General features: G+C 65.6%; 11 protein-coding genes. 8 read left to right on the top strand and 3 right to left on the bottom strand.

What is annotated here, in order from left to right; translation table 11 throughout:
• Positions 1 to 430, top strand: a 430-nt coding sequence (locus Q0R23_RS03690) for a transposase (RefSeq protein ID WP_293910488.1), incomplete at its 5' end; no start/stop codon positions are given.
• 66 nt (positions 431 to 496) lie between these two features.
• On the opposite strand, the gene Q0R23_RS03685 is transcribed toward Q0R23_RS03690, so the two are convergent.
• Entirely contained in the window at positions 497 to 1,399 is a 903-nt protein-coding gene (locus Q0R23_RS03685) for a LysR family transcriptional regulator (RefSeq protein ID WP_293910486.1), read from the bottom strand.
• 87 nt (positions 1,400 to 1,486) lie between these two features.
• Here Q0R23_RS03685 and Q0R23_RS03680 point away from each other — a divergent pair, with 87 nt between their 5' ends.
• The 6 genes from Q0R23_RS03680 (at position 1,487) to Q0R23_RS03655 (ending at position 11,419) form a co-directional block, all read left to right on the top strand.
• Positions 1,487 to 2,062 (top strand): hypothetical protein, encoded by a 576-nt coding sequence (locus Q0R23_RS03680; RefSeq protein ID WP_293910484.1) that lies wholly within the window; start codon positions 1,487 to 1,489, stop codon positions 2,060 to 2,062.
• A gap of 1,046 nt (positions 2,063 to 3,108) precedes the next feature.
• Positions 3,109 to 3,402: a helix-hairpin-helix domain-containing protein gene (locus tag Q0R23_RS03675; RefSeq protein ID WP_293910482.1), complete on the top strand. Its 294-nt coding sequence runs from the start codon at positions 3,109 to 3,111 to the stop codon at positions 3,400 to 3,402.
• Between the two features lie 185 nt (positions 3,403 to 3,587).
• Positions 3,588 to 4,394, top strand: coding sequence for a hypothetical protein (locus tag Q0R23_RS03670; RefSeq protein ID WP_293910480.1), 807 nt, complete (start codon positions 3,588 to 3,590; stop codon positions 4,392 to 4,394).
• A 278-nt stretch (positions 4,395 to 4,672) separates the two neighbouring features.
• Positions 4,673 to 8,107: a glycosyltransferase gene (locus Q0R23_RS03665; RefSeq protein ID WP_293910478.1), complete on the top strand. Its 3,435-nt coding sequence runs from the start codon at positions 4,673 to 4,675 to the stop codon at positions 8,105 to 8,107.
• A gap of 191 nt (positions 8,108 to 8,298) precedes the next feature.
• Positions 8,299 to 9,042, top strand: a complete 744-nt coding sequence (locus tag Q0R23_RS03660) for an ROK family protein (protein ID WP_293910476.1) — start codon at positions 8,299 to 8,301, stop codon at positions 9,040 to 9,042.
• 10 nt (positions 9,043 to 9,052) lie between these two features.
• Positions 9,053 to 11,419, top strand: a complete 2,367-nt coding sequence (locus Q0R23_RS03655) for a glycoside hydrolase family 15 protein (protein WP_293910474.1) — start codon at positions 9,053 to 9,055, stop codon at positions 11,417 to 11,419.
• Between the two features lie 156 nt (positions 11,420 to 11,575).
• On the opposite strand, the gene Q0R23_RS03650 is transcribed toward Q0R23_RS03655, so the two are convergent.
• Positions 11,576 to 11,896 (bottom strand): hypothetical protein, encoded by a 321-nt coding sequence (locus tag Q0R23_RS03650; protein ID WP_293910490.1) that lies wholly within the window; start codon positions 11,894 to 11,896, stop codon positions 11,576 to 11,578.
• Positions 11,866 to 12,078 carry a hypothetical protein gene (locus tag Q0R23_RS03645; RefSeq protein WP_293910472.1) on the bottom strand — a complete coding sequence of 71 codons (213 nt, stop codon included), beginning with the start codon at positions 12,076 to 12,078 and terminating at the stop codon, positions 11,866 to 11,868. Before Q0R23_RS03645 ends, Q0R23_RS03650 begins: the two co-directional genes overlap by 31 nt.
• A gap of 195 nt (positions 12,079 to 12,273) precedes the next feature.
• On the opposite strand from Q0R23_RS03645, the gene Q0R23_RS03640 reads away from it, so the two are divergent.
• Positions 12,274 to 12,516 (top strand): fasciclin domain-containing protein (locus Q0R23_RS03640; protein ID WP_293910470.1); only part of this gene is annotated, 243 nt, incomplete at its 3' end.

The following is a 12,516-nucleotide window of genomic DNA, read 5'->3' as shown; positions in this document are numbered from 1 at the left end:
CCTGCCGGGTGTACCGTTGTGGGTCAGTTGGGTTTGGCTTCCGGGCAAGCAGGGCGACGCGCAGGAACGGCGATTCATCGTCTCGACGGTTCGGCGCAGCGCCGCCGTGATGAAACGCATCGGCAGACGGCGCTGGAAGATTGAAGCATTGTTCAAAACATTGAAAAGCCGCTTTGGCTTTGGGAAGTTCGGCCAACACAGCAAATTGGGTGTGCTCCGGTATCTTTGCTTGAGCATCCTCAGTTTTTTGCTCTGTCATTTCGAAGACCTGGATCACCCGCACACGGGTGAGTCAGGCTGGCCGGATTGGGGTGCTCTCGCCCAGCAGGTGAGGTGGAAATTTTTCGGCTGGGTGCGACTTGACGAACTTTTTCGAGAAATCGAACAGATTTATGCTGTGCAGGACGCACGTTCACCGCTTATCGTCTAAACTGCAAGATGTCAGATGATTCACAAGAGTGGCGGCTCAGCGGCTTTTCGTCTCCATACCTCAAGCTCAGATCTCGGTCATCCGCTCGTCCAGAAACGCCAGCAACAGCCGCACGCGCAGCGGTTGCAGCGGTGAGGCGACCACAGCGTGGACTGGCAGGGGCGGCAGCGACCAATCCGGCAACACGCGCTCCAACCGTCCGGCGGCCACGCTCTCCCGGTTCAGCACCGCTGGCATCATGCCGATGCCAGTTCCCCCTTCAAGCAGGGTCTTGATCAACCCCTGGTTGTTGACGATAAACTGTCCCCGAACTTCGACCGAGCACCGCTCCTGGCCTCGCACAAACTGCCAGATGGCGCCGTGCGGCATGAAGCGCCGGGTGACGCACTGATGCGCGCTCAGGTCCGAGGGGTGCAGCGGACGCCCGTGGGTCTGCAAGTAGCTGGGGGCGGCAAAGAGCTGCATTTCGATGGCACCGATAGGCCGCGCGATCAGGCGTTCGTCAGTGATTGGGCCGATGTGCAGCACCAGATCATCCTTGTCAATGGGCCGATCGAGCCTGATCGATGACAGGTCCACCTCGAAGGTGATCTCCGGAAACTGCCGCGCGAACTCCGCCAGCCAGGGGGCCACTATGGATACGCCCAGGTCCACCGGCATCGCGACCCGCAGGTGTCCGCCGGGATGCTGGGCGTCGTCCCGCAGCTCGGCGTGGGCGAGCCGCGCCGCCTCGGCGACCTGGGAGCAGCGCTCGAAATGCACTCGGCCCGTTTCGGTAAGTTCTACGCGGCGGGTGGTGCGGCGAAACAGGCTCACCCCCAGCTCCTGCTCGAAGGCGGCGATGCGGCGCGACACGGTGGCCACCGGGATGTCGAGCTGACGGCCAGCCGCACTGAAACTCAGGGTGCGCGCCACCTCGACAAACAGGGTCATGTCGTGAAGCTCGGATAAGGCATTCTTTGCAGCCATGACCGAGCTTACCATCCATGAAATAGTCTTTTTCATCTTTCGGTCTACCGCTTCAAGTGAATAAGAAGTAGGCTCTCCTAGGAACGGATGAGCGGGAAACTTCTGAAGGCAAGTTACGGGACGTCAATATTCTATTCGTGCGTAAAGATTCAAAGTCGCACGGTTTCAGCTTTACAACTGGAGGAAATCATGAATCGCCGAAGACTGCTTGTTGCGCTGGCCGGTGTACCATTGATGGGTCTATCAGCACTTGCCGAACGTCCGGCAGCGCGCCCACCTTGGGCACGGCCATCCCGTGGCAAACGGGTGCTGCTGACGGGACTGGATCCAGCCGTAGTGGATTACCGCACCCTACCGGACCTCAATGCCGAGAAGTTGCAGGGCATCCTTGACGCGCAGCAACGGGAACTGGGGGCTCTGGGCTACCAGGCGCAGTGGTGTCTGATCGATACCAGCGCCACCGCCGAACTCAAGGTGATCGGGATACTCGAACGGGAACATTTTGACGCGGTGCTGATTGGCGCAGGTGTGCGGTTGCCGCCAGAGAACTTTTTGTTGTTCGAACGGATGGTCAATGCCGTGCATCAGTTCGCGCCGGAAGCCAGGATCATCTTCAACGCCACTGCCAATGACACTGCGGCGTCCATCCAGCGCTGGCTTTGAGGCCCGGCAGCTTCAGCGCTGCACCTTTTCCACTGCTCAGGTTGCCCACGGAGGTTCAGCATGACAACTCAGCGTCCACCACGCCGTCCGTCCAAAGCCTTTCACGCCACCATCTGGACGGTTGTGTCAGGTTAAGTATCTCCTTGTCAAGCTTTACCGAGCGGAGCGGCCTAGCGTCGCCAGCGGCGCTGTTCAGGCCAAGACGCGGGCAGGCGTGCCCAGGCGCGTCCGTTCTGCCCAAGACGCGGGCAGGCGTGCCCAGGCGCGTTCGTTCTGCCCAAGAAGCGGGCAGGCGTGCCCAGGCGGACTTGCAAAGCTCCGCAGGAGAGGAGTGGCATCCTCATGGGGACGAGTGGCGTCCTCATGGGCGTCCGTTCACGAGGACAGTCCGTTGTGCCCAAGAAGCGGGCAGGCGTGCCCAGGCGCGTCCGTTCTGCCCAAGAAGCGGCCTAGCGTCGCCAGCGGCGCTGTTCTGCCCAAGAGGCGAGTGAGGAAGAACGTATGTCCTTCTTGGGCACACCGGCACCCGTATGGGGCCTGCCCGCCTGGCGGGAGTAGATAAGGAGAGGGATGGAGCGCTGTTTGCGGGCAGGCGGCGAGGCGAGGTAAGTGCCGCTCTCGCCAGGACGCCCGATAGGTGCAGACGCCCGATAGGTGCAGACGCCCGATAGGTGCCGCTGTGCCCAGGAAGCGGAAGCCCGAAATGTGAGCAAAGTTATACTTAGAGTGCGAGCAGTAATCCAGCAAAATAGGGTCACCCTCAACCAGAATTGACCCTCCACTGCCGTAGTACTCCTCAAAAGTACGCACTCCGAGTAGACAACCGCCGATTTGAGCGTGGCAGTCAAACGTCATCAGGTCGTAAAATGCCCCTGACAAAACGGCGAAATCCCGCAGTGGCCGCTGCCCTGTACGGAACGGTGGCTCGCCTCTGGCATTGCTGATAGAAAGCGCCGCGCCGCGTTATACCACCCCTTTACCGTCTTCCCTTAAGGTTCTCCCAGGTCGCTCGGCATGTTGCCGGAGTCGCACCCCGGAGGACCTTTATGAACAAGACCGCTGCATTGACCCTGCTCGCCCTGCTGCTGCCCACCGCCGCCTCGGCCCAGAAGACCACCAAGACCACGCCCGCCACGTCATGCGCTCAGGTGCTCAAGGCCAAGGTCAACCTCAACAAAGCCCCGGAGGCGGCCCTGATCTGCCTCAAGGGCGTCAAGCCTGCCGTCGCCAAGGACATCATCGCCAACCGACCATTCAAGGACGCCAGCGACTTCGGCAAAAAGATCGAGGACATCGGTCAGAAGATTTTGGGCGCCAATACCGGTAACTTCAGCTTTTAGAGCATTTGTCATAAAAAGGGTCTTTTTATGACCGGGCGGAGCGAGTAGTTTTGACTGAGCAGGACGCAGAATGGAGGCGCGGGGAGGCTGTTTTCCCCCGTGTAGTGTCGGAGTACTGCTCTAAGGCTCGGTGTTCACCGCGAGGCGACTTACCTTGGGCGCCTCGCCTTCCCAGTGAGGTCCGTATGGCATCCAGCGCATCTGCTCCCCCCGAACTCACCACCCGCCCGCCAGGCCTCTGGAGCAAGGTTCCGGAAGTCACGGCCTTCTTCTGGATCATCAAGGTGCTGGCCACGACCGTCGGCGAGACGGCGGCGGATTATCTCAACAAAGCCTGGAACCTGGGCCTGAACGGCACCACTCTGATCATGAGCGCCTTTCTGATCGCGGCACTGATCCTGCAATTCCGGGCCAAGCGTTACGTACCGGGCGTTTACTGGGTCTCCATCGTCTTTATCAGCGTGGTGGGCACCCTGGTCACCGACAACATGACCGACAACCTGCACCTGAGCCTCTGGAGCAGCTCGGCGATCTTCGCCGTGGCGTTGGCCGCCACCTTCACCGTGTGGTACCGCCGCGAGGGCACGCTCTCGATCCACTCGATCTTTACACCCAGACGCGAAGCCTACTACTGGCTGACCATCCTGTTCACCTTCGCCCTCGGCACCGCTGCGGGCGACCTGATGGCCGAGAAACTGAACCTAGGCTACCTGCTCTCGGCGTTCATCTTCGCGGGCATGATCGGGCTGGTGGCGCTGTCCCAGAAGGTGCTGCGGCAAAGCCCGGTCCTCACCTTCTGGATGGCGTATGTGCTGACCCGGCCCCTGGGCGCCGCTTTCGGCGATTACCTCTCGCAGGACAAGGATTTCGGTGGCCTGGGCCTGGGCACCACCACCACCAGCCTGATCTTTCTGGCCGCCATTCTGGCACTGACGGTGTACCTGACCGTCTCCAAGAAAGATCAGATCCGGCTTGAACCGGCAGCGAGCTGAGCCGCCCATGGCGTCGGCGCACGCGTTGATCTATCAGTCACCTGCCTCTGGGCTCAGTCCGAATACCCCTCACCTGCTGTCGATGACCTGCTGTTGACGACCCGCCACCGGAGGCGACTGAATGGAAAAGCGAGTGATTGACGCCCGGAGAGCAGCTCCCTGTCACGCCTGTGCGCCGCGAAGCGCCCCCCGACCACGCCCCAGTAGGCCCAGCGACCACGGCGGCGCTTCAGGAGGGGCTTCACCTTCACCCGACATTCACTCTCTAGGCTGAGGGTATGTCTGGCCCTGACCCTTCCAACTCACCACTGCCGCGCAGCTTTATTTTCGACGATCCTGGGGGCCAGCGCTGGCGGTTGTTCCGGGCCGCCGCCTTGACGGTGCTGGCGGGGATGGGGCTGGTTCTGGCCGGACTGGGCGTGAGTGTGGTGCTGCGCCCTGAGCTGCCCGCCCTGGCCCTGCTGCGAAGAGCGCCACTGTCGGAGCAGCGCTCGTTCCTGCAACACCCACAAGGCGGCCTGGCTGCGGCGGCTGTTCAGAGCTCAGCAAAGTCCCCCGCTACGCCCGCCTTGCCGGGGGTCCACGTGGCGTCGGGTACGCCGGAGGTCACCGGGTTTTATGTCAACTGGGACGATAACAGCCTGTCCTCGCTCAAGCAGCACCTGGGTCACCTGACCGAGCTGGACGCCGAATGGCTGCATTTCACCGCCGACGGTCTGACGCCCGACAACCCGGTCAAGACCGCCGCGCTGCTGGGGTACTTGCAATCCCAGCCGGGGACGGCGCTGCGGGTCGTGCCACTGGTCAACAACTACGACAACCGCACCCAGCAGTGGGACAGCACTGCCCTGAGCGCGATGTTGCGCAGCCCGGCCAGGCGGGCGAGCCTGCAACGGGGACTCCTGAACTATGTGCGTCAGGTTCACGGCGGCGGGCTGATGATCGACTTCGAGCAGATTCCGAACGCGGATCAGGCGCTGTTCGTGACCTTCATGCAAGAACTCCACGTCCAGACCCGCAAGCTGGGACTGCGGCTCAACGTGGCCCTGCCGCTGGACGACGACAGCTACGCCTACGCCGCACTGGGCCGGGCCACTGACCGCGTTCACCTGATGGCCTACGACCAGCACGACGGCGGCGGCGTGCCCGGCCCGGTGGCCGCTCAGGGCTGGTTGCAAGGAGCGCTGCAAACCCGGCTGGCCAGTCTGGACGCCAGTCAGGTCGTGCTGGATATCGGCAACTACGGCTATGACTGGTCGGCAGGTCAGTCGCAGGCGGACGACGTTTCGTTTCAGGACGCGCTGAGCCTGGCCCGTGAGTTCAAGGTCAAGCCGATCCTGGACCGGGCCAGCCTCAATCCCACCTTCAGCTACCGCGACGCCCGTCAGCGCCCTCACGCGGTCTGGTATCTGGACGCGGTCAGCGCCTTCGATTCGGTGCAGGCCGCGCTGCGGCTGGGCGTCAATCAGGTGGCCCTCTGGCGCCTGGGGACCGAAGACCCGCAGGTATGGAAGGTGCTGGACCGGGCCGCACTGGGGTCGCCCGGCGGCTTGACGGCGGCGGTGGCGGCCAGCCTGCGGACCCTGCCCTACGGCTACGATCTGTCGTACAAGGGCACCGGCGAACTGCTGCGGGTGGTCTCCGAGCCGCGTGACGGTCTGCGGGCCATCGACTACGCGGCGGCGCGGGGACTGATTCTCGGCGAGCAGGTCCAGATTCCCGCCAGCCCGTTTGTCATCGGGCGCTGGGGCAAGGCCGACCCGAAGGCGGTGGCGCTGACCTTCGACGACGGCCCCGACCCGGCCTGGACGCCCCAACTGCTCAAAATTCTGAACGCCAGGCAGGTTCCGGCCACCTTTTTCGTGATCGGCCTGAACGCCCAGCAGCACCCTGATCTGCTGCGGCAGATCGTCGCGGACGGCCACGAGATCGGCTCGCACAGCTTCACGCACCCCAACCTGAGTCTGGTGTCGAGCACCCAGGTGGCGCTGGAACTCGGCGCCACCCAGCGCCTGATCCAGAGCGTGCTGGGGCGCGGGACGCTGCTGTTCAGGCCGCCTTTCGCCGAGGACGTCGAACCGGCGACTCCTGAACAGGCGCGGACCTTGCAGCAGGCCAGCGACCTGGGGTACACCACCGTCGGCATGGGTATCGACCCTGAGGACTGGGCCAAACCCGGCGCGGTACACATCGCCCAGTCGGTGCTGGCGCAGGTGCAGGCGGGCAGCGGCCAGATCGTGCTGCTTCACGATTCCGGTGGCGACCGCAGCCAGACGGTGGCGGCCTTGCCCCGGATCATCAGTGAGCTGCGGGCGCACGGCTACCACTTCGTCACGGTCTCTCAACTGGTGGGCCTCCAGCGCGATCAGGTGATGCCCAAGGTCGGCGGCGTCGGCGCCTGGCTGACCCGCGCGGGCGGCTGGGGCTTTAGGCTGGTCAGCGCCCTGAGCGCCGTGGTGGCCGGGCTGTTCGTGCTGGGCATCGGCCTGTCGTGCCTGCGGCTGGCAACGATCAGTGGACTGGGGCTGCTCGAAGCCCTGGGGCGCCGCCGCCTGGCGCTGCCGCCCGCTGTTGTGCCGGTCACGGTGCTGGTCCCTGCCTACAACGAGGCCAAGGTCATCAGCAAAACGATCAGCAGCTTGATCGCTGAGGGCGCCGGAGTGCGGGTGATCGTCATCGACGACGGCAGCACGGACCCCACCGCCGAGGTGGTCAGCGGCCTCTACGGCGCCCACCCTCAGGTCGAGCTTTACAGCGTGCCGAACGGTGGCAAGGCCCGCGCGCTGAACCACGGGCTGCGGCTGGCCCAGACTGAGGTGGTGGTGGTCATCGACGCCGACACCGTGGTGAGCCCCGGCGCACTGGCGTATCTGGCGGCTCACTTTGCTGATCCGTTGGTGGCCGCCGTGGCGGGCAACGCCAAGGTCGGCAACCGGGTCAATTTGCTGACGCGCTGGCAGGCCCTCGAATACATCACGGCGCAGAACGTCGAGCGGCGGGCCATGGCGCTGCTCAACTGCGTTTCGGTGGTGCCGGGCGCCATCGGGGCGTGGCGGCGCGACGTGCTGCTGTCACTGGGCGGCTTCGCCACCGACACCCTGGCCGAGGACGCCGACCTGACGCTGCGGGTGCTGGCGGCAGGCTGGCGGGTCACCTACGAACAGCGGGCCACCGCACTGACCGAGGCGCCCGACACGGTCCAGGGCTTCCTGAAACAACGCTTTCGCTGGATGTACGGCATTTTGCAGGCGACCTGGAAGCAGCGCGGCCTGGGCCGCCGGGGAGCGCCGCGCCGCCTGGGCCTGGTGACGGTCCCGAACGTACTGGTGTTTCAGGTCGCGCTGCCGCTGATCAGTGCCCTGCTCGATACGACCATGCTCCTTAACCTGGCCTGGTCACTGCTTCAGGTGCGCTACCATCCCGACTCGCCGGGCATGAGTTCGCAGGTGCTGCTGTTTTATCTGCTGTTCATCGGCATTGACCTGTTTGCGGCGGTGCTGGCCTTTGCCCTGGAACCCGGCGAGCGCTGGAGCCTGCTGCTGTGGCTGCCGCTGCAACGCTTTTTTTACCGGCAGATGCTCTACCTGGTGGCGATCCGGGCGGTGCTGGCGGCCCTGCGCGGGGTGGCCGTCGGCTGGGGTAAGCTCGAACGGCGCGGCAGCGTCCAGTTGCCGCAGACGGACGTGGCCAGCGGCGGCGACGCGGCAGATTGAAGGCGGCGGACTGAAGGCGGCGGACTGAGGGCAGCACCGGCGGGTTCCGCTCTCTATACTGTGAGAATGAATACTGTGAGGATGACCGCACTACTCATTGCCGAGCTGCCAGCGCCCGTTGCCCAGGCAAAGACTCCGAATCCCCTGCGCGGTTTTGCCTGGCCTGACGTGCGGTGCGCCGGGGTGGTCGGGTGAATCGCAGGGCGCCCGCTCAAAGCCCGAAGATTCTGGGCCTGAAGACGCTGGGCCTGAAGATTCTGGTGGTGGATATCGGAGGCACCCATGTCAAATTGCGGCTGAGCGGGCAGGAGGAGGTGCGGCGCTTTGATTCCGGCCCGGAGATGACCCCGGCAGCGATGATGAAGACCTTACTGAAGCTGATTGGGGACTGGTCCTACACGGCGGTGAGCGTCGGCTACCCTGGCCCGGTGCTGCACGGTCGACCCCTGCACGATCCGGTCAACCTGGGCGCGGGCTGGATGGGCTTTGATTTCGCGGGTGCTTTCGGCGCGCCCGTCAAGCTGATCAACGACGCGGCGATGCAGGCGCTCGGCAGTGGTCACGGCGGCAGCCTGTTGTTTCTGGGCCTCGGCACCGGCCTGGGCTCGGCGATGGTGGTGGATGGCCGGGTCGAGCCGATGGAACTGGCTCATCTGCCGTACCGCAAGCACACCTTCGAGGACTACGTGGGCCTGCGCGGACTCAAAAAACGCGGCAAGAAACGCTGGATACGCGAGGTGCTGCGGGTGATCGCAGCTCTTGAGGCGGCGCTGGAGCCGGATGAAGTCGTTCTGGGGGGTGGGAACGCCGCCCTGATGCCGTCTCAGGATCTGCCTGCCCACGTGCGTCTGGGCGACAACGCCAACGCCTTTCTCGGCGGATTCCGGTTGTGGGACGACCTGAGCGCCGCCCGGACCCCCAAGGCTGGGCCGTGAAGGACTCGCCGTGACCGGCCTGCCCCCCGGCTTTCCCGGCATTGCGCCGACCTGGATGAGCAGCGACAAGGATTACGTCACCACCGCGCTGGGGGGCGCCTCGCGGCTGTGGGCCACGCTCGGTCACGGCATTCTCAACGAGGTGTACTGGCCCTCGACCGGGCAGCCGCAGGTGCGCGACCTGAGCTTTTACCTGGTGGCCGCGCAGCCTGACGCTGGCGCTGCCTGGGTGGATCTCAAGCGGGTGGGCCGCTACCACCTGTCCACGCCCAAACCGTACCTGCCACTGCCGACCGTGCTGCACGAGGGAGAGGACTACGAGCTGAGCCTGGAGGTGCTGCCGGACCCGCACCGTGACGTGCTGCTGATCCGCTTTGCGCTGACCGGGCCGTACCGGCTGGTGGCGCTGCTCTCCCCGCACCTGATGGCCAGCGGGGACGACAATGCTGGCTGGGACGACAACGCTGGCTGGCACGACGGTGAAGTGCTCCAGGCCCAGCGCGGCAACCGGTCTCTGGCCCTGGCCGCCAGCGTGCCGATGAGCCGCCTGAGCGCCGGGTACGTCGGCACCTCCGACGGCTGGCAGGACCTCAAGCAGCACGGACGCCTGACCTGGGCCTACCCCCGCGCCGAGAACGGCAACGTGGCGCTCACCGCTCAGCTTGAGGCGCAGGCCGGGCTCCTGGCGCTGGGCTTTGCCGAAGGTCCGCAGGGGGCCAGGGGACTGGCGCTCGCCAGCCTGGCTGAGGGCGACCAGGTGGCCCGCCAGGCATTTCTGAAGAGCTGGGAAACCTGGGGCGCACAGCTCGCGCTGCCTTCGCCCACTCCGGCCCTGAGCGCCCTGGCGCAGCTCAGCGCCACCATGCTCAAGATCCACGAGGACCGGGCCTACCCCGGTGCGCTGGTCGCCAGCCTGAGTGTGCCCTGGGGCAACCACGCCGACGTGCTCGGCGGTTACCACCTGGTCTGGCCGCGCGACGCCACCCTAGCGGCTTTTGCCCTGCTCGCCTGCAACCAGGCCGAGGACGCCCGCCGGGTGCTGGCCGGTTTCATTGCCAATCAGCAGCCGGACGGGCACTGGAGCCAGAACTACTTTCCCGACGGGCAGCCCTACTGGCATGGGGTGCAGCTCGATGAGACGGCTTTTCCGGTGCTGCTCGCCGCCAAACTCAGGGAAATGGGCGAGCCGGAGCTGGGCGGCACCCGCCAGTTGGTGCAGCGGGCGCTGGCCTTCGTGGCCCGCACCGGGCCGACCAGCGACCAGGACCGCTGGGAGGAGAATCCGGGGGTCAACCCGTTCACGCTGGCGGTGGCGATCGCCGCGCTGGTGGCGGGCGCGGACTGGCTCGGCGAGGACGAGCGGCAGTACGCCCTGGACCTGGCCGACGACTGGAACGAGCGGCTCGAAAGCCTGTGTTACGTGACTGGCACGCCGCTGTGCCGGGAACTGGAGGTCGAAGGCTACTACGTGCGGCTGGCCCCGCCGGACCGGGACGGCGACCTGACCGGGCAAGTGGTGCTGCGCAACCGAGGGGGCGAGCAGGTGCAGGCCTCGGCGCTGGTCAGCCTCGATTACTCCTACCTGAGTCGGCTGGGACTGAGGTCGGCCCGTGACCCCCGCATCATCAACACCACCACCGTGGTCGATCACCTCCTGCGGGCAGATACCCCATCGGGGGCGCTCTACCACCGCTACAACGGCGACGGCTACGGCGAACACGCCGACGGCTCGGCCTTTGACGGATCGGGCATCGGCAGGTTGTGGCCGCTGCTGAGCGGCGAGCGCGGCCACCTTGACCTCCAGGCTGGCGTTGATCCACTGCCTCACCTCGAAGCGATGCGGCGCTGCGCCAGCGCTGGTGGACTGCTGCCCGAACAGGTCTGGGACGCGGCGGCGATTGCTGAGCGTGGCCTGTTTCCGGGACGACCCACCGGCAGCGCCATGCCGCTGCTGTGGGCGCACGCCGAGTTTCTCAAACTGTCGATCGCCCGTCAGACCGGGCGACCTGCCGAGCTGCTGCGGTCAGTCGAGGCCCGCTACAGCGCCGCCCTGCCTGCCCAGGCGCGTCACTGGCGACCCGCCGCGCCCGTGGCCGCGCTCGACCCCGGACGACTGCTGCTGATCGAGGGCGAGGTTCCCTTTACCCTGCACCTGGGCTTCGACGGCTGGCAACACATTCATGACCGCGAGGCCCTGCCGCTGCCGTTCGGGCTGTGGGGTGTGGCGTTCAGTCCCGGCGAATTGGACCGCTTCAAGACGCTTGAGTTCACCCGCCGAACAGCGGACGGCTGGGAAGGTCAGGACCACCTGGTGCGCCTTGGCGGGGTGGCTCCGGCGGCGTCGATGCAGCACGAGCCCCGTGCGTCACAGGGATGAGGCCGGTCCAGGCTGACTTGCCGCTGGGCGCGTACACGCGGGCGGGAACGCCCCGGAGCGCCGGGTTGAACCGTCCGGCGCCGGTATGAGCGTAGACCGAGGTAGCCTGGGCGCAACCGGGCAGGCTGGTGAGCAGCAGCCCACCCAGACACTGTTTCACGGATTGACCAGAAACACGTGGGCTTTGGCTTCCAGCAGGTTGTGGCGTTTGATGGCGGCGTGAACCGCTTGCAGCGGCGTCCCCACCGGCAGATTCAGACTGGCCACGTCCAGGGCGTAGAAATCCACATAGATGTTGTGCTTGCCCGCCGCGCACGGCGCCGTGAAACCCTGCTGGCCCAGTTCGTTGGTCGCCGCCTTGCCGCCGCTGACCGTGCGGCTGGCGGCGGCAACCGGTTTCAGGGCCTTGGTGCCCAGCGGCAGGTCGAAGACGGTCCACAGGCCGCTCAGATGCCGGGGCTGCTCATCCCAGAAGATGAGCGCCAGGCTTTGGTGCCTGCCGGGGGCGAAGAGAGCTGCAAGGCGGGGCTGAGCCGGGCCTTGCAGATCAGCGCCGGATCACCGGGCTTGAGCGTCACGTCGAAGGCGGGCGAGAGGGCCTGGGCGGCGCAGAGTCCAGTCAGGCCGAGGAGCGCGGCGCAGCGTTTGAAGGTAAGCATGCTGGAAGTATCGGTTGGGGACCTTAAATCGCAGTATAGCCGGGCGTAGAGTGGGGCGCCTGGTAGCCCGACGAGGGCTGAATGTCGCGTCCCAGCGTGGTCATGCTGTGCCCCGGCGCCGCCATACCGGGGCTTCACCTCGGCGGTCCATAGTGCTGTTCGAGGCGCACATTCACACGCCTCCCAAGGAGCAGTATGACCAGTTTAGTCCGGACCCTGACCGTTAGCCTCGCCGCCAGCCTGACCCTCAGCTCCGCCCTCGCCCAGAGCACCATCGCCGACGCGGTGAGCAAGGACCCCCAGTTCAGCACCCTGCTGGCCGCCCTCAAGATCGCCGGACTCGACAAGACGCTGGCGGGCAAGGGGCCGTTCACGGTGTTCGCGCCCACCAACGCCGCCTTCGCCAAGGTGCCCAAAGCCGCCCTCACCGCGCTGCTG

The sequence above is a fragment of the Deinococcus sp. genome, from assembly GCF_025362455.1.
GTDB lineage: Bacteria > Deinococcota > Deinococci > Deinococcales > Deinococcaceae > Deinococcus.
This window is presented reverse-complemented; position numbering and strand designations above follow the sequence as displayed.

Coding starts and splice junctions, on each gene's coding strand:
- Q0R23_RS03685 (WP_293910486.1), bottom strand. CDS start 1,399: ATGGCTGCAAAGAATGCCTTATCCGAGCTTCACGACATGACCCTGTTT.
- Q0R23_RS03680 (WP_293910484.1), top strand. CDS start 1,487: ATGAGCGGGAAACTTCTGAAGGCAAGTTACGGGACGTCAATATTCTAT.
- Q0R23_RS03675 (WP_293910482.1), top strand. CDS start 3,109: ATGAACAAGACCGCTGCATTGACCCTGCTCGCCCTGCTGCTGCCCACC.
- Q0R23_RS03670 (WP_293910480.1), top strand. CDS start 3,588: ATGGCATCCAGCGCATCTGCTCCCCCCGAACTCACCACCCGCCCGCCA.
- Q0R23_RS03665 (WP_293910478.1), top strand. CDS start 4,673: ATGTCTGGCCCTGACCCTTCCAACTCACCACTGCCGCGCAGCTTTATT.
- Q0R23_RS03645 (WP_293910472.1), bottom strand. CDS start 12,078: ATGCTTACCTTCAAACGCTGCGCCGCGCTCCTCGGCCTGACTGGACTC.